The sequence below is a fragment of the Bacillus sp. GBSW19 genome, assembly GCF_002998655.1.
Lineage (GTDB): Bacteria > Bacillota > Bacilli > Bacillales > Bacillaceae > Bacillus.
Map to the genome: position 1 here is coordinate 158,344 of NZ_PVRF01000003.1, position 23,340 is coordinate 181,683.

Below are 23,340 nucleotides of genomic sequence, written 5' to 3' on the forward strand. Positions count from 1 at the left end.
TTCTCTTCATGTAGAGGATGCTTAGGAGGAAAAGTGTATGAGTTTGCAGAAAAAGATCAGCCAAGAGTTGCATGTGCAGCCCTCAATTGACCCAAAGCAGGAGATCGAAAAGCGGGTTGGATTTCTAAAGGAATACTTGAAAAAAACTGGCGCAAAAGGATTCGTCCTCGGCATTAGCGGCGGACAGGATTCAACGCTCGCTGGCCGTCTTGCACAGCTGGCTGCATCTGAGCTGCGTCAAGAAGGAAAAGAAGAGGCAGTCTTTATTGCGGTGCGCCTCCCGCACGGTGTGCAGCAGGATGAAGATGATGCACAGCTCGCTTTATCATTTATTCAGCCGGACAAGTCGTGGAAATATGATATTGCGCCTGCCGTGACGGCATTTAGTGAACAATATCAAAAGGACACAGGCGGCCCGTTGTCTGACTTTAATAAAGGAAATGTCAAAGCACGTATGAGAATGATCGCGCAGTATGCTGTCGGAGGAGAAGAAGGATTGCTTGTCATCGGTACAGATCATGCAGCTGAAGCAGTAACCGGCTTCTTCACGAAGTATGGCGATGGCGGTGCAGATGTTCTTCCGCTCACAGGTCTGACGAAACGCCAAGGCCGGATGCTGCTAGAAGCGCTGCAAGCACCTGAGCGCCTATACTTAAAGAAACCGACAGCGGATCTGCTTGATGACAAACCTCAGCAAACGGATGAAACAGAACTTGGCATTACGTACAATGAAATTGATGATTACTTAGAAGGTAAGCCAGTGTCAGATCAAGCAGCAGAAGCGATTGAAAAGCGCTATGTTCAATCAGAGCATAAACGCCAAGTACCAGCTTCCATGTTTGATGACTGGTGGAAATAAGAAAATGCAAGAGACCTCTCCTGTGATGGAGAGGTTTTTTATAGTAAAAATACTGTTTGGAAAATATAAAATTATTTATAATGGTCTCTTATTGAATATGTATTTAGGATGATAATCAGCAACTTTAACCAGCAGATATTGCTTAATCATTTAAGAAATAAAACAAACCTATATTATTTACTAGAAAAATGAAATTGATTGTATTTTTATTTGAATAATAAAAATTTTCTAAAAATTTAGTTGACAATCTCCGTTATGTCATTTTATGATTGTTTACGTAAACGCTTACCGTAAACGTTTACTATAATCGAAAGGGGAGGAATTTGTTGATGAAAAATAAAGAAAAATGGAGCGGTGTATTCCCGGCTGTCTTAATTCCTTTTAAAGATGACTATTCAATTGATGAACCTGCTTTTCGTAAGCTTGTCCGTTGGGTGGCGGAGCACAAAGGGATTAACGGTATCGTTGTCAATGGACATACTGGCGAGATTATGACTTTACTGCCACATGAACGAGCTGAGGCTGTGCGCATTGCAGCCGACGAATTAAAAGGGGAAGTACCTGTCATTTCTGGGGTTTCTGCTGAAGGGACAATTGAAGCGATCCAACATGCAAAAGCCGTTGAAGAAGCTGGCGGAGAAGGTATACTTCTCATGCCGCCACATTCATGGCTAAGATTCGGTATGCAGCCTGAGTCACCTGTCCAATTCTTTAAAGAAGTTGCAGAAGCGATTGACATTTCAATCATCGTACATCAATATCCAACTTGGACAAAAACCTCATATACAACCAATCAATTACTAGAAATGTCGGAAATTGAGAATGTTGTCTCGTTTAAAATTGGTCAAAGAGACATGGCACAATACGAGGTCGATGTGCGGGCATTGAAAAAACATGCACCAGATGTATCGTTACTCACATGTCACGATGAATATTTATTGCCAACATTAATTCAAGGGATTGATGGAGCACTTGTAGGTTTCGGCTGTTTTGTGCCAGATTTGATCGCTGAACTTGTGAAATGTGTGGAAGAAAAAGATCTTGTAGCGGCCAATAAAGTTTACGATAGAATCTTCGAATTAAAGCATGCTGTGTATAAAATGGATGAACCTTCATCTACCTCTCATCTGCGAATGAAGGAAGCGATGTACCAGCGAGGTCTAATCAGTAGTTCGCTTGCTAGGAAGCCGGTCTTACCTTTAACTCATAAGGAGAAAGAAGAGATTCGCCAGGGCCTTCAAAGTGTTGGTTTGCTTAAGGAAAACGTCAGTAGATAACAGACCATTAATTTCATGATGAAGGTGAGTCAGGTTATAATAGAGGACAAAACAACAGACTCCCGGAGGTATGAAATGTGTCAGTAAGTATTAAAGATGTAGCATTGAAAGCTGGAGTGTCTATAGCATCTGTTTCCCGAGTATTAAGTGGTAAACCAGGAGTAGGTGCTCAAACGGCTGAAAGAATCAAACAAGTAATTGATGAATTAGGCTATCGTCCTAATTTAGGAGCTAGAGGGCTCGTCAAAAGGAAGACTGGGAATATAGCTGTAGTGGTTCCGCGTGGTTCATATATTTTGAATAATCCATTTTTTTCAACGATTCTAGATGGAATAGCGAAGGAATTAGATGAGACGGAATTCAATATGTTGATGTCGTTTACATCTGTACAACAGCAGCGATTACTTGAAACGCAGGCAGTAGATGGAGCCATTCTATTTTCACCAAGAAATGAAGAACTAAGCATGGATTGGTTAAAAAGTTTAGCCATTCCCATTATAGTTGTCGGAAGTTATCTAGATGATTCTCCATTTCCATGTGTCAGGCCAGATGATGAAGAAGGTGTGTGTCAATCAATAACGGCCTTATTTGATAAAGGTCATCGAACCATTGGGCTGGTCAATGGTCCAATGAGTTCGATGCATAGTGTGAGGTATTACAAGGGATATGAGCGCACACTTAAAAGTTTAGGGTTAACAATAAACAAAGAACTTGTGTTTGAGTTAGATGAATTTGATGGGGGAAAAGTAGTAGAAGTGGTTTCTCAATTTCTCCAAGGAAACCAGCACATGACTGGAGTTGTTTGCTCTTCAGATTTTTTGGCGATGGGGGTCATGAAAGCGGCAAATAACGCAAATGTGTCAATACCTCATGATTTGTCTGTCGTTGGTGCCGATGATGTGCCCATTGCAAGTTTTCTAACCCCTTCTTTATCTTCAGTTCATGTTGATTTAGTTGGAATGGGAAGAAAAGCTGTTTCTTTACTAACACAGTTATTGGAAGGAGAACAGTTAGATGCGATGGAACATATCTTCCCTATGTACTATATAGACCGGGGCACCACGGGAACGCCAAAAAAGAAATGATAGATGCTGAAAACTCGTATGAACGCTTTAGAATGTCTATTGGTTTAAAATGTAAGCGATTTCTTTAGCGCTCTTCGGCATGTACTTTTGCATCATTTCCTCTAATAAGGAGGAGATACCATGACGTTAGAACTCAGCGGAAATCCAAATTCTCATGATGGGCAAGTTGTTGATAGAGCTTCACAACTATTGACTAGAATGGAAAGTGTACCTTTTTCTAGATGGCATTTAAAACCTCGTATCATTATGGGATCTGCTACTTTTTTTGATGCTTTTGATGCTCTATCTTTAGCGTTTGTTCTCCCAGTTCTCATCGGAATGTGGAGTTTATCACCTGCTCAAATTGGTCTTCTTATTGGGTCTGGTTATATAGGACAAGCGATTGGTGCTATTTTCTTTGGCTGGTTAGCAGAAAGGCGCGGCCGTGTATTTAGTGCAAAGTGGACTGTACTCCTCATGTCCGTCATGAGTATTGCATGCGTGTTTTCAGGTAATTTTATGGCCCTGTTTATTTTTCGTTTTATACAAGGGATTGGGGTAGGAGGAGAGGTGCCGGTAGCAGCCTCATATATCAATGAGCTGTCCCGTGCTCAAGGGAGAGGCAGGTTTTTTATGCTGTATGAGATGATTTTTCCTTTAGGTTTAATGATCTCAGCTCAAATAGGTGCATTTGTTGTACCTAGCTTTGGTTGGAAGTGGATGTTTTTGATTGGGGGCATCGGAGGTCTCGTCGTCTTTGTATTCTTTTTTATGTTACGTGAATCTCCAAGGTGGTTGATTTCGAAAGGCAGATTTGATGAAGCCGAAAGAATTATTGAAGAAATTGAAGCTAGTACTGACAAACGAATGCCTGTAGCAAAGCAAGTATCTAGCAGTACTGAAAAGGGCGACTGGAAAGAGCTTTTTTCAACTTTTTATCGTAAAAGAACATTGATCGTATGGGGACTCTGGTTTTCTGCCTACTTTGTATCGAATGGTTTAAATAACTGGTTACCAAGTCTTTATAATACGGTTTACAATTTGCCAGTTGGAGATTCATTAAGGGCAGCCTCTCTGACAAATATTTTACAGACCGTCGGTGTATTCGCTTGTGCATTTTTAATTGATAAAGTAGGACGAAAGCGCTGGGCAACCATTGCATTTATTGTAACAGGTGCTTTATTAACTGCTTTATGGATCAGCGGAGCTAATTCTCCAGAAAGTGTTATATATTTAGGGTCCGCTGCTTACGGAATGATGGGGACAATTACAGTTCTTCTCTATCTATATACACCTGAAATTTATCCAACACGTATGAGGGTGATTGGAACGGCATTTGCTACAGCGTGGCTTAGGCTGGCCTCAGCGATCGCTCCTATTATGATAGGCTTTATTTTAGAGGTAAGCGGTGTTTCAACTATTTTTATTCTTTTCGCAAGTGTGACTGTAGTGGGAGCAATTCTTGCTTTTAAAATGATCGAAACGCGCGAGAAAGTATTAGAGGATATTGCACCGTGAGTTACGCACGCAGTGAAGAACTTATTCCAAAGAGGGTAGGTTCTTTTTTCTATGCAGATGATCTACGTACAATTTTTCAAATTGCCTATCTTTTCGCGCGCCATTTATCATATAATAGATACATTATGTAGCATTCCTTGTCGTAAGGAGGACGTGTCACGAATATGAAAAACAATAGAGAAATCCCTGTGAGACAGCGAAATATTGTCCTCATTGGCTTTATGGGTGTTGGGAAAACAACCATTGGGCAGCTGGTTGCCAAAAAGCTATATAGAGATTTTATTGATGTGGATCAGGAGATTGAGAAAAAGTATAACATGACGATTCCAGATATCTTTCAGCAAAAAGGAGAAGCATTCTTCAGGCAGGCTGAAAAAGATTATATCGTCGATTTATGTGAACATACGCAGCTAAAGATCGTTTCTCTTGGAGGCGGTGCATTCAAACAGGAAGAAATCAAACGCGCCTGCTTGAAGCATTGTACGGTTCTTTTCCTTGATTTATCCTGGGAGAATTGGAAACAGCGGCTGGATATTTTAATTGAAAACCGCCCTGTTCTTCACAACCGGACGCTCGATGAGATGAAAGAGCTGTTTGAAGAGCGCCGGGAAATATATGCCCTTCATAACTCAAGAGTCGAAACAGATCATCTAGAAGCTGAGGAAGTCGCCAATTATATTGTGGACACACTCAAGCTTGGCTGGGATTTATACTCGAAATAAAAAAGTCTACCAACGAGGGTAGACTTTTTCTATAAGTTCAATTCTTCATTCCTTGAATGAGTGCAGCTTTTAAACAGAAGGAAATAGGCTGCTGCTGTGCATCGAATTGAAGTTGAAACAGCTGCTTTGTATCAGGGTCTGCGGATTGAAGATGGGAAACGATCTCTTTTTGAACATTCTCTGGTGTGCGTCCACGCATCATCCAGTCCTGATAATCAATTTGCAGATCCCAGTAACGCTTTTCTTTTTGAGTCAGTTGGTTGGCAGCGAAGAGCTCTTTCCATTCTGATAACGAGCTTTCTCGCACATGAGAAGGATCTCTGAGTCTATTTAAGTGATTAATGAATGAATCCTGTGCAGTGTTTTCGGGTGCGTAATGATCGACGAGCAGGAATGTGCCGCCTTTTTTTAAGACACGGCTGATTTCAGACATAGCTGCCGGCAGGTTTGGAAAGTGGTGAGCGGCAAAGCGGCACGTCACGATGTCAAATGATTCATCAGCGAAGGGCAGTGCTTCTGCGGCTGCCCGCTCAAAAGTAATATGTTTCAGTTGGCGTTCTTCCGCAAGTGCTGCTGCAACCTCGATCATTTTTTGCGTGACATCAATGCCGATTCCTTTAGAAATGATATCTGAAAAGGAAAAAACGGTATGTCCTGCCCCGCAGCCGATATCAAGTAAATGCTCGTGACCCTTCGTATTGGCTGTTGCTTTCATCCATTCCAGCTCTTCTCCGGCTGCAAATATAGGTGAATCTCGATAGTTCTCGGCATTTTGTGAGAATTGGTTTTCGGCTTTAGCATATGGATTCATTTCTTCTCCCCCTTTGTTGTCTCTTTATCGTAAAATTCATTTTGTTATTTGTCTAAGACATAAAAGATATGACATGAATAGTTAAAACCTATGAGGTGATGAAAGTGGATATACGAATGATGGAATATGTCATGGAAGTGTACCGGCAGAAAAGTTTTACAAAAGCAGCGGATCAACTTCACATTGCACAGCCTTCTTTAAGCCAACAAATGAAGAAGCTGGAAGAGGAATTAGACACACCCCTCTTTATTCGAAAGTATGGACAAGTCACGCCCACACCTCAAGGGAGTCGATTCATTAAAAGGGCTGAGAACATTTTGAAGGAAAGAGATGATTTGCTGCGTGAAATGGGAGAAGCAGCTTATGAGGTGGGGAAAGAGCTGAACATTGGAGCGCCAGCAGTCACAGGGGGCTATGTCTTGCCCGGTTTATTAAAAACCTTTTGTCGAACGTATCCTCATGTTCACGTTCAACTAATAGAAGAATCACCTCGTGAGCTAGAAAAACTTCTATTGGCTGGAAAGCTGGATTTGGCTATTTTATCTATGCCTGTCGAGCATGAATCATTGAAAACGAAACACATGCTGACAGAGCCGCTTCTTCTCGCAGTTCCGCAAACTGCCCAGCCCTGGTCAACAGATGAATTGAACGAAATCATCAATCAAGCAGATCAGAAAGGGTCTGTTCCGTTTCGCCTTCTGGAAGACGCCGCATTTATTATGTTGAAAGAGGGATATGGCTTTCGGCAAGTGGTCATGGAACTATGTCTTCATCATGGTTTTCAGCCGAAGATTACCTTTGAAACAAGTCATATTCAAACAGCGCAGGCATTGGTCAAAAATGGACTAGGTGTGACAGTTGTGCCGAAAATGGTGGCACAAGAGGAAAGGAACGAAGTCACTTATTTGAAAATTGATTCATGCCCAACCCGCACTCTTGTGTTTGCATATGTGGAAGAAAGGTATTTAACGAAAGCCGCTCAAGCCCTAATGGACCTTTACCAGAATCAAGCTTAAACAAACGTTTAATTAAATGCAAAAAGCAGGGGAGCACCCTGCTTTCTAATAGATATCCAGACGCTGATCCGTCATCACAGGAATTTGCTGTCTCACTTCATCCACTAGCTGAAGATCAATTTCCGCATAATAAATGTCTTCCTCATGGCTTGTTTCAAGCAGAATACGGCCAAGTGGATCAATCACCATGGAGTGGCCAGGGAATTCAGTGTCTCTGCTTGTGCCTGTTCTGTTAACAGCAATCATAAATGACTGGTTCTCAATCGCTCTTGCGATGAGCAGGCAACGCCAATGATCCACTCTTGCTGACGGCCATTGCGCCGTATTGATGAGCACTTTCGCCCCTTTGTTTACAAGTGTTCTGGAAAGCTGCGGAAAGCGAAGGTCGTAGCAGATCATCGCACCGATCTTCACATCCTCATCATAGTCAAATAAACCAAGCTGATCACCAGCTGTTAAATAGTTGTGCTCATCCATTAAGCGGAATAAGTGAATTTTATCATAATCCACTAAGAGCTCACCTTGGCGGTTAAAGACATACATCGTGTTGGTGATGTTGTCATCTTCTGTGCGCTTGTTCAATACACTTCCTGCGATGAGAACCACTTGGTGTTTGCGGGCAAAGGAAGAGAAGAGCTGTTTTGTGCGTTCACCGTTTACATCTGCAAGCTGCTCGGCTTGTTCAAGATCGTAACCGGTATTCCACATTTCGGGTAAAATGATCAGATCAGGCTGCTGATGGATGGCTTCTTCTAAAAACGCTTCTGCTTTTTGAAAGTTCACATTAGGTTCTCCAATTTGTACGTCCATTTGGACAAGGGCGATTTTCATACAGGTTCCTCCTTTATGCGATGGTGTAAATGTGAAAATCCATGAATGTCTATCAATTTGTTTTGCCTGAGAACATCTATTCTTCAAGCCAGTTTCTTTATCATAAAGGTTTCAATCCTCTTTGCCAATATAAATGTCAGAAGGTTTTGTCTTTTGTAGTGAAAATGACTTTCTAAGTCAAGAAAACAGTGATATGATACTCATAACTAATAAAACAAAGGGGAATAGTATGGTATGCAATTGTTCGATTTACCACTAGAAGAGCTAAAAGTATATAAACCGAAGAAAACAGCACGACCTGATTTCTCAGACTTTTGGAAGGCGTCGCTCGAAGAACTGCGCCAAGTGGAGGCAGAGCCAGCACTTGAACCTTATGATTATCCAGTGAAAGGCGTCAAGGTGTACCGCCTGACGTATCAAAGCTTTGGTCATTCTCGAATTGAAGGCTGGTATGCGGTACCAGATCAAACAGGTCCGCATCCAGCGCTCGTTCGTTTTCATGGCTATAATGCCAGCTATGACGGCGGCATTCACGACATCGTCAACTGGGCACTGCATGGCTATGCGACATTTGGTATGCTCGTCCGCGGTCAAGGGGGCAGTGAAGATAAGACAGTGACTCCAGGCGGGCAGGCTTTGGGATGGATGACAAAAGGCATTTTATCGAAAGAGACCTACTATTATCGAGGTGTTTATTTAGATGCGGTTCGTGCACTCGACGTTATTCAGTCCTTTCCGGAAGTGGATGAACACCGTATCGGCGTGGTGGGTGGAAGCCAGGGAGGTGCACTGGCGGTTGCAGCTGCGGCACTTTCAGACATTCCAAAGGTCGTCGTGGCAGATTATCCTTACTTATCAAATTTCGAGCGTGCAGTGGATGTGGCATTGGAGCAGCCTTATTTAGAAATCAATTCATACTTTCGAAGAAACAGTGATCCAGAAGCGGAAGAAAAGGTATTTGAGACATTGAGCTACTTTGATTTGATCAATTTAGCCGAATGGGTGAAACAGCCCACATTGATGGCCATCGGTCTGATCGACCAAATCACCCCGCCATCTACTGTGTTTGCGGTATACAACCATTTAGAAACAGATAAAGATTTAAAGGTGTATCGCTACTTTGGACACGAGTACATCCCGGCTTTTCAAACAGAGAAGCTTGCCTTCTTACAAAAGCATTTAAGGATCTAAAAGAAAAGAGGCCGCTCTAGGAGGGCCTCTTTTTTAATAGCTCGTATTCTGTCTCGTTTTTTCATCAGGCACTAACGCAGTGATAATCAGGGCAAGGGCAGTGATGATATGAAGAATGAATCCGAGAATTGGAATCCAAGCAAGGCAGGATGTGACAATTCCGATGATGCTTCCAATCATTGGTCCCTGGTCTCGCTTCGATAAGACGAGTGTGATAATATGCAGAATAAGCATGACCATGAGCGGTGAATAGCCATTGCTGATAACGAATAGACCTCCGATCACAGGGATGGCAAGGCAGGCTTCAAAAATCCCGGTGATCCATTTCATAATGCGAGATATAGACATCAGATCCAACTCCTTTTTTATATGTCTTATTCGTATTTTCCCAAAACGTGAAGAAGTCATGCAGAATTCTATAGAAAGAGTTGATGGATGTTGAGAGAGAGAATCAAGGAAGAGCTGAAAATCATCGAAGAAACGTATGACGTAAAGATTTGCCTCGCCGTTGAATCAGGCAGCAGGGCATGGGGATTTCCCTCGACTGATAGTGATTATGATGTTCGTTTTTTATATGTTCCCCGGAAAGAATGGTATTGGGCGATGGAAGAGCATCGTGATGTCATTGAACGGCCGATTGATGACGTGCTTGATATCAGCGGCTGGGAGCTTAGAAAGGCACTTCGCTTATTCAATAAATCAAATCCATCCATCATGGAATGGCTATCTTCTGACATCATCTATGCTGAATCTTTCTCTTTAGCAAAGCAGCTAAGAGAATTAAAGGATCGAGCGTTTTATCCTGCAGCATTGATGTATCATTACCTCAATATGGCGAAGCGGAATGAAAGCCGGCATTTACGAGGGGAGCAGGTGCGAATCAAGAAGTATTTCTATGTGCTTCGTCCGCTATTTGCCTGTCAGTGGATTGAACGCTACCGGACGGTTCCGCCGATGGACTTTCATGAACTGCTCGAGGAGCTAGTGGAGGAAGGCCCGCTTTTAACAGAAATTCACGAGCTGCTCAAACGTAAAATGGACGGAGAGGAAATGGATGTAGAGAACCGTCTCGCCTATGTCCATCCATTCATCGACAAAGAGCTGGCGCGTTTTGATGAATTGGTGAAAAGCTACAATCAGCCGAAAGACAATCTCACGCTAGAATTAAATGAGCTGCTGCAGTCTACCCTTGATGAGGTGTGGGCGTAGGAGGGAAGAGCCAGCCGGATAGCGGCAGGCTCTTTTTTAACTCTTATTGTGATAAAACCACAAAAAAAGTCAGAATTTTTGTCATCTTCAAATATTGTAGCGGACAGCTTATGAGCCTTACAATAAAGACATAGCTTACAAAGAGTGGGAGGTGCCCTTTATGGAGTCGGTCACAAGAAATTTCTTCTTGTTTTTGTCAAAGAGCAGTCTCTTGAACCATATTGCTCGTAATTGGGGAAGTGCTGTTGCATCTAAGAAAATCATCGGTGGGAAGGATTTTGAGAGCGCTATCTCTGTCATCAAACGATTAAATGATCAAGGAATGGCTGTAACAGTTGATCACCTTGGTGAGTTTGTCACAAAGGCAGAGATTGCAAATGAGCGGACGAATGAGTGTATTCAAACCATTCAGCGGATTGCTGAGGCGGGACTCAATTCCCACGTGTCACTCAAAATGACATCACTAGGCCTGGATATTGACGATGACCTTGTGTATCGCAATATGAAAAGCATTTTAGATACGGCAGAGAAACACCGTATCATGGTGACAATCGATATGGAGGATGAACAGCGCTGTCAAAAAACGCTGGACATTTTTAAAGAGATGAAATCTCAATATGAGTATGTCAGTACGGTCCTGCAGGCGTATTTGTACAGAACAGAAAAGGATCTTGATGACCTAAATGAGCTTCAGCCATTTTTAAGACTTGTAAAGGGTGCCTATAAGGAATCCGCTGAAGTGGCGTATCCAAACAAAAAAGACGTCGATCAGAATTATCAAAAGCTGATCGAAAAGCAATTACTCACAGGGAACTATACAGCCATTGCGACACATGACGATCAAATGATCGAGTTTACGAAAAATATTGTGAAAAAACACAATATACCGACAAGTCAGTTCGAATTTCAAATGCTGTATGGCATGAGGTCAGAAACGCAGCAGGCACTTGTGCAAGAGGGCTATCAAATGAGGGTCTATACCCCGTATGGACGAGAGTGGTATGGCTACTACATGAGACGTCTTGCAGAACGGCCGGCAAACATTGCCTTTGCTTTAAAAGGGATGACGAGAAAATAATTTGAAACGGGAGCGTGACAAAGATGACAACACCTTACAAACATGAACCATTCACGGATTTTAGCCAGGAAGAAAACCGCAAAGCGTTTGAACAAGCATTAGCAAAGGTAACAGAATCACTTGGTCAAACCTATCCGCTCGTGATTAATGGAGAAAGAATCGAAACGAAAGACCAGATTATCTCGATCAATCCAGCGAAAAAGGATGAAGTCGTTGGAACCGTATCAAAGGCCGGGAAAGAAGAGGCAGAGCAAGCGGTTCAAGCTGCGGCGAAAGCATTTGAAACTTGGCGCTATACGTCTCCAGAAGAAAGAGCCAGCGTCATATTCCGTGCTGCGGCAAGCATTCGCCGTAAAAAGCATGAGTATTCAGCCCTTCTTGTAAAAGAAGCAGGTAAGCCTTGGAACGAAGCGGATGCAGATACAGCAGAAGCAATCGACTTCCTTGAATACTATGCCCGTCAAATGCTGGAGCTGGCGAAAGGCAAACCAGTGAACAGCCGCGAAGGGGAACGCAATCAATATGTTTACACACCAACTGGCGTGACGCTCGTCATTCCGCCGTGGAACTTCTTGTTTGCCATTATGGCAGGAACAACAGTAGCACCAATCGTTACAGGGAACACAGTTGTCTTAAAACCAGCGAGTGCAACTCCTGTGATTGCGGCACGTTTTGTGGAAGAGCTTGAGCAAGCAGGTCTTCCAAAGGGTGTGGTGAACTTTGTACCAGGAAGCGGAGCAGAGGTCGGAGATTACTTAGTCGATCATCCGAAAACAAGCCTGATTACATTCACTGGCTCAAGAGAAGTAGGGACACGTATCTTTGAACGCGCGGCAAAAGTACAGCCAGGTCAGCAGCATTTAAAGCGCGTCATTGCTGAAATGGGCGGTAAAGATACAGTGGTTGTAGATGAGGATGCAGACGTCGAATTAGCGGCTAATGCCATTTTCACATCAGCCTTCGGTTTTTCAGGTCAGAAATGTTCGGCTGGATCTCGGGCTGTCGTCCACGAGAAGCTGTATGACCAAGTGGTCGAGCGAGTGAAGGAAATCACAGAAACAAAAACAACAGCGAATCCTCTTTCTGCGGATGTCTACATGGGACCTGTCATTGATCAAGCGTCCTTTGACAAGATCACGGATTATATCGAGGTGGGCAAGGAGGAAGGCCGCTTAGTGACTGGTGGAACGAGTGATGATTCGGAAGGATACTTCATTCACCCAACCATTTTTGCAGATCTTGAGCCAACATCTCGCTTGATGCAAGAAGAAATCTTCGGACCAGTCTTGGCCTTCTCGAAAGTGTCTAGCTTTGATGAGGCACTTGAAGTAGCCAACAACACGGAATATGGTTTGACAGGTGCTGTCATTACCAATAATCGTGATCACATCAACCGTGCGAAGCAGGAGTTCCATGTAGGGAATCTCTACTTTAACCGTAACTGCACAGGAGCCATCGTGGGATACCACCCATTTGGCGGATTCAAAATGTCAGGAACCGATTCAAAAGCAGGCGGTCCAGATTACCTAGCTCTACACATGCAGGCGAAAACGATTAGTGAAATGTTTTAAGATGGAAAAGCATGAACCTGTGCACACGGGTTCATGCTTTTTTTGCTTGTCTACGACTTGTTTCTATACAAATCTGTCCGGAAAGAAGTATGATAAATGTATTACTTAATCAGGGAGCAATCGGGATGGAAGAGATATTAGAAAAGCTTCATACATTTTTTGATGTCGATAAGTTAATTGCATTTATTAGCGGGTATTTAAAAAAACCAGTCATTTTAGAAAGCACAGAGTGCCAGCTCCTTGCTTATAATTCTTACAGCATACAGCAGTTTGACCCAGTCAATCAGCAAACGATTTTCTCAAAGGAATGCCCGGGGTCTGTAGTCGATTGGTTAAAGAAAACAGGGGTCATCGAGCGGCTTCACAAGGAGTCAAAGCCTTTTTATGTGAGCGGTCATGACGAGCTCGGGTTTAATCGGCGGGTGGCTGTGAGCGCCAAGCATAAACAAGAGGTTGTAGGCTTTATTTGGGTGCAGGACATTGAGGATTCCCTCTCTCAGGAGGAGCTGCAATTTTTGCACGAAGCTTCCTTTCAAGTGGGAAAAGTGATTTATAAGAATAAGAAACAGCTGGAGAAAAAGGAAGGCAAGATTGAAGAATTTTTCAAAAAGGTCATGGATGATCATTTTTATACAGAAGAAGAACTGAAGTGGGAGGCTGAGAATTTAAGTATCCCATTGCCGGCAGTATTTACTGTCATGGTCGTACATGCTGCCGATAACAAAAGTGAGACGGCAGAAGACGTGAAGGATGTCATTCGAACGTATTTGCAGCTAGAAGATAAGGTGAATCACGTATACTCCGTTCAAGCCGACATTGTCGTGATATTGGGCAGCTTGTCAGACCGGCACTCACCGAAAGCAACTGCTGCCGGCGTCATCGCTCATCTGCAATCGAAAACGCATGCCCATCCTTCGCCGCTGTATATCGGGATGGGAAGAGAGTATCGAGATGTCATGAAAATGAGTACAAGTCGATTTGAAGCGATAGAGGTCGTGAAGGCTGTGAAAATTGTTGGGGGACAAGAGCTGATTCCATATGATTACGAGAATCTGGGGGTTTTCCGGTTCTTAGACTCGATTTACAGCCATCAAAAAAAGAAAAATGATTTCAATCCAGATTTGTTACGTTTGAAGGAAAAAGACCGTGACAGCCAAACTTCTTTTTTAAAAACGCTTGAAGTCTACTTATTGAATAACTGCAAGCTAAAGCCTGCTGCAGAGCAGTTGTTTATTCATCAAAATACATTAAACTATCGAATGAAACAAATCTTTGATATGACCTCAATCGATTTAAGTCACTTCAGCCAGCGATGTGAGTTATTTATTGAATTGATGCTGATGAAAAAAGATCAATAGTCATCGAATCCGCAGGTGCCCGGGATCACCTGCGGGTTTTCATGTGAAAATGGCATACAACTGCTGCGTTACGTTGTATGATAGATAAGGATTTTATGAAAGGGGGGCCACCTTTGGGAGCAGTCACCTTGGCCATTTTGATTTTTATCCTGACCCTCGTCCTTGTCATTTGGCAGCCAGGACGTTTAACCATTGGATGGTCAGCATGTGGAGGCGCCATTCTTGCACTTGTCTTTGGTGTCGTTCATCTGGGCGATGTGTGGGAAGTGACGCATATAGTATGGAACGCGACATTTGCGTTTATTGGCATCATTATTATTTCGTTAATTTTAGATGAAATTGGGTTTTTCGAATGGGCTGCACTGCATATGGCAAAAGCCGCAAAAGGGAACGGTGTCCGCATGTTTATTTATTTAACATTGCTCGGCGCTGTCGTGGCTGCTTTTTTTGCGAACGATGGAGCGGCACTGATTTTGACCCCGATCGTCTTGTCTGTGGTGAGAGCGTTAAAGCTGGATGAGCGGATGATCCTGCCTTTTGTGATGGCGAGCGGCTTTATTGCAGATACAACCTCCTTGCCATTTGTGATTAGTAACTTGGTTAATATCGTATCAGCCGACTATTTTCATATTGGATTTCTAGAATATACAGCGAACATGTTCGTGCCAAACCTTGTGTCGCTTGGAGCGAGCATGCTAGTGCTTTATGTGTTTTACCGGAAGCTCATCCCAAAAACATACGATCTGTCACAAGCGAAAGAGCCGGCATCAGCTATTCGAGATATCCGCATGTTCCGCTTGTCTTGGTATGTGCTTGGCTGTCTGCTTGTCGGTTATTTTGCAGGGGAACTCATTGGGGTTCCGGTCTCCATCATTGTGGGCGGTATTGCTCTTGTCTTCTTGTGGCTGGCGAGAAGAAGTCCGCAAGTGGCGACAAAACGCGTCATAAAAGAAGCACCGTGGTCCATAGTCTTTTTCTCAATTGGCATGTATGTCGTCGTATATGGACTGAAGAATGTCGGTCTCACAGAAATATTGGCGGCATGGATCGAACAAGGCGCATCGCATGGCTTGCTTGGGGGAACGATGTTTATGGGCGTGCTTGCCGCAGTGCTGTCCTCTGTCATGAACAATCTGCCCACTGTGTTAATCGATGCGATTGCGATCGGTCATACAGATACAGCAGGCGTCATGAGAGACGGACTGATTTATGCCAATGTCATCGGCTCCAACCTTGGTCCGAAAATGACCCCTATCGGCTCATTGGCGACATTGCTGTGGCTTCATGTTCTCAAGAAAAAGGGCGTCCATATTTCTTGGGGTGCATACATGAAAGCCGGAATCATCCTGACCATCCCAACCTTGATCCTTACTTTACTAGGGTTATATGTGTGGTTATGGCTGATACATTAAAGCTAAATACAAAAGAGAGCAGATCCATGAGATCTGCTCTCCTTTATTACAGATATTTCGCATAGCGCTTTTCTAAAAAGTCTTGAAGCAATGAGACTACGCTGCAAATGCCCCAGTATATGAGTGCGACCAAAATATACATGGTCATATAATCGAATTCTCGTCCACCTACAATTTTTGCTTGCTGGAAGAGCTCGGGTACAGTAATCATCGCAGCCAGTGAGGAGGCTTTGATTAAATCGAGCATGACATTGGTCAATGGCGGCAGTGCGATGCGGACGGATTGAGGTAAAATGACACCGCGCATCGTTTGCCAATAGCTGAGACCTAGTGACTTGGCAGCTTCCACCTGTCCACTCGGAACAGAGGAGAGGGCCGCCCGGTTGATTTCTGCAATATAGGCAGCGCTATTGAAGCTGAACCCAATAATGGCAGCGGTGACCGCTGTAAACTCAATCCCGATATAAGGGAATCCAAAATAAAGAATAAACAAAATCACCAGAATGGGCACGCCTCGCATGAATGAGATATACAACCGTGCAGGCAGGCGAAGCATCCACGTGTTCGCCATTCTGGCAAGCGCAATAAAAAAGCCAAGAATTGTACCAAAAAACATGCTCACAAAGGAAATGAGCAGCGTCAGCCAGATGCCTTTCATGACAAATGGAAATGACGCCTTTGCCAGTGCAGGATTAAATATATATTCTAAATGAATATCTCCCACGATTGCGGCTCCTTATTTAGAAATGTCGACATCTTCGACATCAGCATCTATTTTCTTTGAGACGTCTGCATGATGAAAGAATTTTTCGGAAATCTTTTTCATGGTTCCGTCTTTTTTCATGTCTTTTAAGACACGATTTAATTCTTTTTGAAGCTCTGTGTTGTCTTTCTTCATCACAAAACCTTGTTCGTTTGGCATGTATTTTAAGTCAGGGTGAATCGTAATATTTAGTTTCGGGAATGCAGCAAGAGCTAGTGTCTGCAAGTAATAATCATTTAGAATGACATCTGTACGACCATTAGCTACATCCTTTAAGTATTGCTCGTTTGTCGCATTATCATAAATGACTTCCTTCGCACCGTACTTGCGAGCGACATCCATGTAAATCGTTGTGGCAGCTCCAGCTGCTTTCTTTCCTTTTAAATCTTTTAACTTCTTAATGCCAGACAAATCATCTTTTCGTACGATCGCCGTGCCATAGGAATATTTATAAGGAGTTGAAAAGGCAAACTTATCTTTTCTGTCATCTGTGATGTCAATGTCGTTTGCAGCGGCATCCACTTGACCAGAATTAATGGCGCTCAGCATGCCATCATAGCCCATTTCTTTAAATTCTACTTTCACATCAAGGCGTTTAAACGCTTCTTTGACCACTTCCACTTCATAACCAGTCAATTGATCCTTGCCATTAGATGTATCATGATATGACGTTGGATAAAGGGTGCCTGAAGTAGCAACCACGATTTTCCCTTTCTTTTGAATCTCATCCCACTTTGAATCTCCAGACTGAGAAGAGCTTGATTGACTGCAAGCAGACATGACAAGTATGAAAGCAGACACAACAAGCATCAACCATATCGATTTTCTATGATAAAAACGACTCATTTAAGAATCCTCCTCTATTTTTTATACAAAACAAAACATAGCACGCTTTTTCTGTTAGGACAACGTTTTCAGAAGAAAAGCGAAAAAGTAAGAATATTATGTGAAATTTGCGTGGTGAAATAATGTATAAAAAAGGAAAGTGCGTACAAAATAATTGCGAATAAAGGAGGGAATAACAATGATGAAAAAAGTAAGTGGCTTAATCATATTATCGATGATGCTGTTGTCTGGTTTTTATATGGAAACAGCTCATGGTGAAACACCCCAAATGGAAAAGCGTCCAGTAACGCATCAAGTAAAATTAACGACAGAACAACAAAAACAAATTGAAATGCTTGAGCAGCAAATTCTTTCTAAACGAAAAAAAGTGATTGAGAAATACGTTCAATATGGTGTGTTAACAAAGGAACAAGGTACACATATTACCAAACGAATGGATGAGCATTACAATCATTTGAAAAATAACGGATTTGTTCCATTGCTGAAAAAACCACAGCACCATCGACCATAATGATGAAACCGGCAGCGAGGTGCCGGTTTTTTATTGTTTATGAATCTATTCAGAAGGGGAGACTTTCACCATCTTTAGGGACAAAAATGGCTTGTTCTGCTTGATGCTCCTGAATGTAAGCTTGTAAAGAAGCTCTTGTTAGCAAGCAATGGTTCACTGCCTCAAGGTGACAAGCGACAATTTGTGCTTTTGGCTGAGAACGGTGAACGTCTAAAATATCTTCCTTCGTCATGGTAATCGGATCGCCTTCTAAAAATTGAGCAGCTCCGCTATTAACCACAATGACATCTGGCTTGCATGTATTGACAACCTCCTTCGGCTCATCACACCAAATGGTATCACCTGCAATGTAAAGGGTAGGTTCATCAGGGTGAGAGAAAACAAAACCGCTGACCTGTCCCATCCGCTTCGCAGTTTCTCCTGTCCCATGCTGTCCACCTGTCCGCTTAATATGAACACCGCAAATGTCTATTTCATCTTCAATGCATGTGACATGCTGGAAACCGGCTTCTTCAACTTCTTTTTTGTCATTCTCCGATTGCGTATAAATGGGCTGGTCTTGAGCTAATTTTTGTTTTGCCTCGTCATCAAAGTGATCCACGTGCAAATGAGTGAGTAAGACAGCATCTGGGTGTAACATGTTGTCTAAGTCAATGTTTACAGGCAGATCAACAATAGGATTGTTCAAATGTTGATTGGCTGTATGAGGAAACGGTGGATATGTTCCTTTTGCTGCTAAAAAGGGATCAATGAAGAAAGTTGCCTGACCATATTGAAGGTATAAAGTAGCATTCCGAATGAGCGTGATTTTCATGAAAAGGCCTCCTTTTTTTCTGATTAAGTTTACAGTATATTAAAAGAGTTCCATATGACAGAGGGTAATGAAAGTCTTTCAGCAGAAGGACTTGATTTTTGAAAGAGGTGAGCCAATGTTAGACCAGACCGATATGGATATATTAAAAGAGCTCTCTAAAAACAGCCGATTGACCATGAAAGCGCTAGGTGAAAAAGTTCATTTAACCGGTCAAGCTGTTGCAAATCGTGTGTTAAAGCTTGAAGAAGAGGGTGTGATTGAAGCATATACCATTTCGATTGACTGGCGGACTCAAAAGACCATCCAAACATTTATGCAGCTCTATACCCGCAGTCATCATCACGAACCACTTCTGTCGTTTCTCGACCAACAGGAAGAGATCAAGAACTTGTTTAAAATAAGTGGTGAGGGCTGTTATATGGCTGAAGGCCATTTTTCCAGTCATGATGAACTGGATCTGTTTTTAACGGAGCTGACAAATTACGCAAATTATAAACTGTCTATTGCGGTTAAACGTCTCATTCATCAGTAATAGAAGAGACGCAGGAGGAAAAGGAACGATGAAAAAATTAATCAAAAATCAAGCTGAACCGATGACAAAGGAAAGAATCAAAGCAGACTTGGTTCAACTTGGTGTGAAAAAAGGCATGATTTTATGTGTTCACTCATCTTTATCATCTATCGGCTGGGTAAACGGAGGCGCTGTTGCCCTCATACAAGCATTGATGGAAACCTTATCAGAAGAGGGGACACTGATCATGCCGGCACAAACGTTAGAGCTTTCTGATCCCGCTGATTGGATCAATCCGCCTGTTCCTTTTTCGTGGTGGAAATCGATCAAAGAGACGATGCCTGCATTTGATCCAGCATACACGACGCCAACAGCAATGGGAAAGGTAGCGGAAACGTTTTGGAAATACCCAGGCGTGGCGAGAAGCAATCATCCTCATTTTTCATTCACAGCCTGGGGCAAAAGGAAACATGAGCTTCTGAAACACCACGCACTTTCTTTTGGATTAGGAGAACATTCGCCTCTAGCCCGCATGTATGATCTTCAGGCTCAGGTGCTGCTGATTGGTACGTCATTTGAGAGCCTGACAGCTTTCCATCTTGCTGAATATCGCATCCCTCAGCAAGACCTCATGACAAGAGGAGCTCCCATCTTAGAAAATGGATGGAGGGTATGGAAAGAGTACCAAGATATTATCACAAGAGAAGAACTATTTGAGCAGATCGGTCGTGATTTTCTACAATCAGGAGGCACTCATGATCACGGTCAAATCGGACTTGCCAGTTCATATTTATTGCCGGTGAGAGAATCAGTAGACTTTGCGGAAAAGTGGCTTGATTTGTACGATCAGTCGTGATCTACACAGTTTGGAAATTTATATGATAAAGGTCTTGATCAGGCTGCTGTGAGGTATAGCAGGTGAGCTGATAGTCTCCCTTTGGAATAGGGAAAGATAGCACCTGAGCCATGACGCTTGTGATATAAACTTGATCGCTTGCATGCGTAAAAGGCACTGTAACTATTCTGTCAGCCGAGGCTGGGGGCATATCGCTATTTAAAGTTACGGTAACAGATGCTTTTCCGTTGTTGACCCCTTCAAAGGACACACCCTGATCTCCCATGGCGAATCCTTGAAGAATGTCATCATCTGACCAATCAATCACAGGTGGTGTTTTGCTTCCGGTGTATACGGTGATTTGGTGATAAGAGATAGATAGGGAATAGGCTTGGTTTAACTTATTCATTTAAAAAACTCCTTTATACATAGATTTTCGTTGGAATGTGAATGGTTGAAAGAATGATTCTTGAAGAGAATGTTAGGCAGCAAGACGATTGTCGCCGTCTTGCGCTTCTATTTGAGGAATCTAGATGTGAAATTGCGAAACCATTGCTTTTAAATCTCCTGCTAAATGGGCAAGAGCTTCTGATGATGCTGTTACTTCTTCCATTGAGGCAAATTGTTCTTCTGTTAAACCGGCTACTTGCTGTGAATGTTCACTCGTTAGTTTAACGCCTTCTGTGATAGTGGCAAAGGATTGTTTCGCATCGTTTGTATAAGCTGCGATTTTTTGTGATGCACTAGATAAATGCTTGATGCCATCTGCCATTTCTCTCATTGACTGTTGAATATCAATAAATGATTCTTCTGTATGAGAAATAAGTACAGTCCCTTGAGCCGCTTCCTCTTTTACTCGTTTGATGGCATTCGTCGAATGAGTCATCTCTTTTTGGATTTCAGAAATGAGATGGGAAATCATGTTTGATGATGCTTGAGATTCTTCAGCGAGCTTTCTCACTTCGTCTGCGACAACCGCAAAACCTTTTCCATGCTCGCCTGCTCGTGCTGCTTCAATTGCTGCGTTAAGAGCAAGCAGGTTTGTCTGATTAGCGATGTCTGTAATAACATTGGAAATATGATCAATTTCAGCTGAACGTGTTTCTAATGCTTGAACGGCTGTCCCATTTTCCTCGATTGATTTTGCAATAGATGTCATTTGTGAGTTTACTTCCCCAATATTCTGTACACCTTTTAGGGCCATTTCTTGTGCAAATTGACTTCTTGAAGCCATTTGTTCCGCATTTTCCGTGATGTTTGCCAGCTCGTTAGATACTTGAATCATCGTGTGCTCACTTGTTGTCATTTGAGCTGATTGTTCTTCTGATGATTGAGCTACTTCTTGAATACTGTGGGTGATTTTTTCTGATGCTGCACTTGTTTCTTCTGCGCTAACTGAAAGCTGCTCAGATGAGGTGGCCACTAATTCAGATGTGTTCATGACATTAAGAATGGTTTGATTTAATTTTTCCCGCATCTTATTGAAATGACCAGCCAGGTCAGACAGTTCATCGCCTGCCGTATCCGACACATTGATGGTTAAATTTCCTTCGCCTGCACTTTTAATGGCAGAAGCTATGCACTTGAGGCGTGACTGAAACCGCTTTGTGAAAATAGAAATAATGATAACTGCAACAATTAAACTTAACAACAGAACAATGACAAATTGAATATAGAATGACTGAAGCATTTGTGAAATCATGCTTTGATTGGCGCCCGTATAAAAAATACCAATCGTTTTGCCTGCTTCATTTTTGATCGGCATATAAGCCGTTTGATAGTCTTTCCCGGCAACATTTGCTGTGCCGTAATAGTTTTCTCCTTTATCTAATACAGTGGCCTTCACTTCAGGTGAGACTTCTGTACCGACAGCTCGTTTTCCGTTTAACATGACATTCGTCGCGACACGGGTATTCCCTTGGAAAATTGTGATGGTATCATCGGTATATTCAGCTAATTGGTCAACCAATGTATCATGATCATTGATTTGGGTATCCCCTTTATAAAGCTTGCCATCTTTTATCTGCCACGAGCCTGCCACTTTTTCATCTAGGTAGGCATAGCCTAGCTTTAAATCACTTTTTGCTTTTTCAGTGGCCATGTGCTTGATGTTTTCTGTCATTTCACGATTCACCACATAACCAACAACTGCTGAAAAGATGATGAGGACACTTAAAAAGATCAGCAAAATTTTTGCACCAAGCCTCAGTTTTCCCTTTTTCTTCATGCTTTTTGACTCCTTTAGGTATAAGGTAGGTTAAACCTCCTTAAGGATTATCGGCATGAAAAAAATGTTTGAAATACCTGTATGCAGTTACGAGAAAATTTTTTTAGATAGAAAAAGGAAATGGCGTTAATCGATGATAAATTGTATTCTTGTGCCGTCAGGATCATCCGATAATTGATGACCGACCCATGAGCCTGCTCCCCTATTATCTGAAGGACTGATATATTTGACAGAAGCTCCTGTTCCTCCTTCCTTACACATCGCCATCGGCCATTCGTCCCGATCATACCCGCGCTTTGTTGGGATGCCATGAAGTGATTGGTCTCTCTGTTCATCGCTATGTTTACGGTCAATCGTACATACGGATGAATGGCCTTCATCAATTGCCTCTTCTATGTGTTTCGCGGTTTCTGGGTAACGATCTGATGGGAAGTGAATGGTTTTGTCATAAGATGAATTCGTCGTCTCTTGTTTACTTTGCTCCAGCTGAATATAGCCTGTTGCTACACCAACGACGATTAGTAAAAGCAAGAGAATGATTTTAAGAAGTTTCATAGATGCTAGCTCTCTTTCTTGTTTGCGTATTTTGTAAACAGAAGTATAGCAGAATTACTTACCAATTTCTCCTGGTTTTGAAAAAACGCCTTTTAAAGTTCGAAAAACGGTTTTTATCCGTTTTCTTGCTTTTTATATTTGTAAAAATTCATAAAAATTTTAATTTTGCTGGTCAAAAAAAGATTATGCTTTATCAAAATGGCTTTATCACTGCTTTTTGGGCTAATTTCAAGAATTTAACACACAGAAATTTTAAAAAAATAAAATTGACTAGACCGATATGCTTTAATAATATGGAGTCAAATATCAAAAAATGTCGTAATTTATCAAAATATGATTCTATTTACATTGCAGGAGGGGA

General features: G+C 42.4%; 24 protein-coding genes. 15 read left to right on the top strand and 9 right to left on the bottom strand.

Translation table 11 applies throughout. The annotated features are described in order from the left end of the window. Positions 1–37: 37 nt before the first annotated feature. The 5 genes from nadE to C6344_RS15370 all read left to right on the top strand — a co-directional run bounded on the left by nadE (position 38) and on the right by C6344_RS15370 (position 5,440). Positions 38–859: an ammonia-dependent NAD(+) synthetase gene (nadE, locus tag C6344_RS15350; protein ID WP_034664190.1), complete on the top strand. Its 822-nt coding sequence runs from the start codon at positions 38–40 to the stop codon at positions 857–859. 329 nt (positions 860–1,188) lie between these two features. Continuing rightward, positions 1,189–2,136 (top strand): dihydrodipicolinate synthase family protein, encoded by a 948-nt coding sequence (locus C6344_RS15355; protein WP_060595495.1) that lies wholly within the window; start codon positions 1,189–1,191, stop codon positions 2,134–2,136. Between the two features lie 77 nt (positions 2,137–2,213). Further along, on the top strand, positions 2,214–3,221 hold the full coding sequence (locus C6344_RS15360) for a LacI family DNA-binding transcriptional regulator (protein ID WP_066031354.1): 1,008 nt from the start codon (positions 2,214–2,216) through the stop codon (positions 3,219–3,221). Positions 3,222–3,341: 120 nt separating this feature from the next. Further along, a complete protein-coding gene (locus C6344_RS15365; protein ID WP_106072318.1) occupies positions 3,342–4,718 on the top strand; it encodes an MFS transporter in 1,377 nt (458 codons plus the stop codon). A gap of 164 nt (positions 4,719–4,882) precedes the next feature. Continuing rightward, positions 4,883–5,440 carry a shikimate kinase gene (locus C6344_RS15370; protein ID WP_066031352.1) on the top strand — a complete coding sequence of 186 codons (558 nt, stop codon included), beginning with the start codon at positions 4,883–4,885 and terminating at the stop codon, positions 5,438–5,440. Positions 5,441–5,477: 37 nt separating this feature from the next. On the opposite strand, the gene C6344_RS15375 is transcribed toward C6344_RS15370, so the two are convergent. After that, the gene (locus C6344_RS15375; protein WP_106037072.1) at positions 5,478–6,251 is read right to left on the bottom strand and encodes a class I SAM-dependent methyltransferase; all 774 of its coding nucleotides are present in this window, start codon (positions 6,249–6,251) and stop codon (positions 5,478–5,480) included. A 116-nt stretch (positions 6,252–6,367) separates the two neighbouring features. Between C6344_RS15375 and C6344_RS15380 the strand changes: the two genes are divergently transcribed. Next, positions 6,368–7,267, top strand: a complete 900-nt coding sequence (locus tag C6344_RS15380) for a LysR family transcriptional regulator (RefSeq protein ID WP_060595499.1) — start codon at positions 6,368–6,370, stop codon at positions 7,265–7,267. Positions 7,268–7,312: 45 nt separating this feature from the next. Here C6344_RS15380 and C6344_RS15385 read toward each other — a convergent pair whose 3' ends face one another. After that, positions 7,313–8,098, bottom strand: a complete 786-nt coding sequence (locus tag C6344_RS15385) for a carbon-nitrogen family hydrolase (protein WP_060595500.1) — start codon at positions 8,096–8,098, stop codon at positions 7,313–7,315. A 234-nt stretch (positions 8,099–8,332) separates the two neighbouring features. Between C6344_RS15385 and C6344_RS15390 the strand changes: the two genes are divergently transcribed. Next, the gene (locus C6344_RS15390; protein ID WP_034664179.1) at positions 8,333–9,289 is read left to right on the top strand and encodes an acetylxylan esterase; all 957 of its coding nucleotides are present in this window, start codon (positions 8,333–8,335) and stop codon (positions 9,287–9,289) included. A gap of 33 nt (positions 9,290–9,322) precedes the next feature. Here C6344_RS15390 and C6344_RS15395 read toward each other — a convergent pair whose 3' ends face one another. Beyond that, entirely contained in the window at positions 9,323–9,637 is a 315-nt protein-coding gene (locus C6344_RS15395) for a hypothetical protein (RefSeq protein ID WP_012008865.1), read from the bottom strand. Positions 9,638–9,727: 90 nt separating this feature from the next. Between C6344_RS15395 and C6344_RS15400 the strand changes: the two genes are divergently transcribed. The 5 genes from C6344_RS15400 (at position 9,728) to C6344_RS15420 (ending at position 15,917) form a co-directional block, all read left to right on the top strand. After that, a complete protein-coding gene (locus C6344_RS15400; protein WP_066031789.1) occupies positions 9,728–10,498 on the top strand; it encodes a nucleotidyltransferase domain-containing protein in 771 nt (256 codons plus the stop codon). A gap of 160 nt (positions 10,499–10,658) precedes the next feature. After that, a complete protein-coding gene (locus C6344_RS15405) occupies positions 10,659–11,576 on the top strand; it encodes a proline dehydrogenase family protein (protein ID WP_066031348.1) in 918 nt (305 codons plus the stop codon). Positions 11,577–11,599: 23 nt separating this feature from the next. Beyond that, positions 11,600–13,147: an L-glutamate gamma-semialdehyde dehydrogenase gene (gene pruA, locus C6344_RS15410; RefSeq protein ID WP_060595502.1), complete on the top strand. Its 1,548-nt coding sequence runs from the start codon at positions 11,600–11,602 to the stop codon at positions 13,145–13,147. A 125-nt stretch (positions 13,148–13,272) separates the two neighbouring features. After that, positions 13,273–14,505, top strand: a complete 1,233-nt coding sequence (locus tag C6344_RS15415; protein WP_106072317.1) for a PucR family transcriptional regulator — start codon at positions 13,273–13,275, stop codon at positions 14,503–14,505. A gap of 113 nt (positions 14,506–14,618) precedes the next feature. Next, a complete protein-coding gene (locus tag C6344_RS15420) occupies positions 14,619–15,917 on the top strand; it encodes an arsenic transporter (RefSeq protein WP_106037076.1) in 1,299 nt (432 codons plus the stop codon). A gap of 46 nt (positions 15,918–15,963) precedes the next feature. Here C6344_RS15420 and C6344_RS15425 read toward each other — a convergent pair whose 3' ends face one another. Together C6344_RS15425 and C6344_RS15430 are read right to left on the bottom strand one after the other, a co-directional pair. Further along, on the bottom strand, positions 15,964–16,641 hold the full coding sequence (locus C6344_RS15425; protein ID WP_034664171.1) for an amino acid ABC transporter permease: 678 nt from the start codon (positions 16,639–16,641) through the stop codon (positions 15,964–15,966). 12 nt (positions 16,642–16,653) lie between these two features. Then, on the bottom strand, positions 16,654–17,526 hold the full coding sequence (locus C6344_RS15430; protein WP_106073070.1) for a transporter substrate-binding domain-containing protein: 873 nt from the start codon (positions 17,524–17,526) through the stop codon (positions 16,654–16,656). Between the two features lie 181 nt (positions 17,527–17,707). Here C6344_RS15430 and C6344_RS15435 point away from each other — a divergent pair, with 181 nt between their 5' ends. Continuing rightward, positions 17,708–18,037: a YckD family protein gene (locus C6344_RS15435; RefSeq protein WP_106039412.1), complete on the top strand. Its 330-nt coding sequence runs from the start codon at positions 17,708–17,710 to the stop codon at positions 18,035–18,037. Between the two features lie 49 nt (positions 18,038–18,086). Here C6344_RS15435 and C6344_RS15440 read toward each other — a convergent pair whose 3' ends face one another. After that, positions 18,087–18,851 (bottom strand): MBL fold metallo-hydrolase, encoded by a 765-nt coding sequence (locus C6344_RS15440; RefSeq protein ID WP_106072315.1) that lies wholly within the window; start codon positions 18,849–18,851, stop codon positions 18,087–18,089. Positions 18,852–18,966: 115 nt separating this feature from the next. Between C6344_RS15440 and C6344_RS15445 the strand changes: the two genes are divergently transcribed. Both C6344_RS15445 and C6344_RS15450 read left to right on the top strand, forming a co-directional pair. After that, the gene (locus C6344_RS15445; protein WP_034664465.1) at positions 18,967–19,383 is read left to right on the top strand and encodes an Lrp/AsnC family transcriptional regulator; all 417 of its coding nucleotides are present in this window, start codon (positions 18,967–18,969) and stop codon (positions 19,381–19,383) included. Between the two features lie 28 nt (positions 19,384–19,411). Continuing rightward, on the top strand, positions 19,412–20,218 hold the full coding sequence (locus tag C6344_RS15450; protein WP_095285948.1) for an AAC(3) family N-acetyltransferase: 807 nt from the start codon (positions 19,412–19,414) through the stop codon (positions 20,216–20,218). A gap of 1 nt (position 20,219) precedes the next feature. Here C6344_RS15450 and C6344_RS15455 read toward each other — a convergent pair whose 3' ends face one another. From C6344_RS15455 to C6344_RS15465, 3 genes are all read right to left on the bottom strand, one after another. Continuing rightward, positions 20,220–20,606 (bottom strand): competence protein ComJ, encoded by a 387-nt coding sequence (locus C6344_RS15455; protein ID WP_106031574.1) that lies wholly within the window; start codon positions 20,604–20,606, stop codon positions 20,220–20,222. 120 nt (positions 20,607–20,726) lie between these two features. Beyond that, positions 20,727–22,424 (bottom strand): methyl-accepting chemotaxis protein, encoded by a 1,698-nt coding sequence (locus C6344_RS15460; protein WP_106031575.1) that lies wholly within the window; start codon positions 22,422–22,424, stop codon positions 20,727–20,729. A gap of 126 nt (positions 22,425–22,550) precedes the next feature. Further along, a complete protein-coding gene (locus C6344_RS15465; protein WP_034664156.1) occupies positions 22,551–22,979 on the bottom strand; it encodes a NucA/NucB deoxyribonuclease domain-containing protein in 429 nt (142 codons plus the stop codon). Positions 22,980–23,340 lie beyond the last annotated feature (361 nt).

What these genes read in the sequence shown, in the direction of transcription:
- nadE (WP_034664190.1), top strand. Translation starts at nt 38, where the DNA reads ATGAGTTTGCAGAAAAAGATCAGCCAAGAGTTGCATGTGCAGCCCTCA.
- C6344_RS15355 (WP_060595495.1), top strand. Translation starts at nt 1,189, where the DNA reads ATGAAAAATAAAGAAAAATGGAGCGGTGTATTCCCGGCTGTCTTAATT.
- C6344_RS15365 (WP_106072318.1), top strand. Translation starts at nt 3,342, where the DNA reads ATGACGTTAGAACTCAGCGGAAATCCAAATTCTCATGATGGGCAAGTT.
- C6344_RS15370 (WP_066031352.1), top strand. Translation starts at nt 4,883, where the DNA reads ATGAAAAACAATAGAGAAATCCCTGTGAGACAGCGAAATATTGTCCTC.
- C6344_RS15375 (WP_106037072.1), bottom strand. Translation starts at nt 6,251, where the DNA reads ATGAATCCATATGCTAAAGCCGAAAACCAATTCTCACAAAATGCCGAG.
- C6344_RS15380 (WP_060595499.1), top strand. Translation starts at nt 6,368, where the DNA reads ATGATGGAATATGTCATGGAAGTGTACCGGCAGAAAAGTTTTACAAAA.
- C6344_RS15385 (WP_060595500.1), bottom strand. Translation starts at nt 8,098, where the DNA reads ATGAAAATCGCCCTTGTCCAAATGGACGTACAAATTGGAGAACCTAAT.
- C6344_RS15390 (WP_034664179.1), top strand. Translation starts at nt 8,333, where the DNA reads ATGCAATTGTTCGATTTACCACTAGAAGAGCTAAAAGTATATAAACCG.
- C6344_RS15395 (WP_012008865.1), bottom strand. Translation starts at nt 9,637, where the DNA reads ATGTCTATATCTCGCATTATGAAATGGATCACCGGGATTTTTGAAGCC.
- C6344_RS15405 (WP_066031348.1), top strand. Translation starts at nt 10,659, where the DNA reads ATGGAGTCGGTCACAAGAAATTTCTTCTTGTTTTTGTCAAAGAGCAGT.
- pruA (WP_060595502.1), top strand. Translation starts at nt 11,600, where the DNA reads ATGACAACACCTTACAAACATGAACCATTCACGGATTTTAGCCAGGAA.
- C6344_RS15415 (WP_106072317.1), top strand. Translation starts at nt 13,273, where the DNA reads ATGGAAGAGATATTAGAAAAGCTTCATACATTTTTTGATGTCGATAAG.
- C6344_RS15430 (WP_106073070.1), bottom strand. Translation starts at nt 17,526, where the DNA reads ATGAGTCGTTTTTATCATAGAAAATCGATATGGTTGATGCTTGTTGTG.
- C6344_RS15435 (WP_106039412.1), top strand. Translation starts at nt 17,708, where the DNA reads ATGAAAAAAGTAAGTGGCTTAATCATATTATCGATGATGCTGTTGTCT.
- C6344_RS15440 (WP_106072315.1), bottom strand. Translation starts at nt 18,851, where the DNA reads ATGAAAATCACGCTCATTCGGAATGCTACTTTATACCTTCAATATGGT.
- C6344_RS15445 (WP_034664465.1), top strand. Translation starts at nt 18,967, where the DNA reads ATGTTAGACCAGACCGATATGGATATATTAAAAGAGCTCTCTAAAAAC.
- C6344_RS15450 (WP_095285948.1), top strand. Translation starts at nt 19,412, where the DNA reads ATGAAAAAATTAATCAAAAATCAAGCTGAACCGATGACAAAGGAAAGA.
- C6344_RS15455 (WP_106031574.1), bottom strand. Translation starts at nt 20,606, where the DNA reads ATGAATAAGTTAAACCAAGCCTATTCCCTATCTATCTCTTATCACCAA.
- C6344_RS15460 (WP_106031575.1), bottom strand. Translation starts at nt 22,424, where the DNA reads ATGAAGAAAAAGGGAAAACTGAGGCTTGGTGCAAAAATTTTGCTGATC.
- C6344_RS15465 (WP_034664156.1), bottom strand. Translation starts at nt 22,979, where the DNA reads ATGAAACTTCTTAAAATCATTCTCTTGCTTTTACTAATCGTCGTTGGT.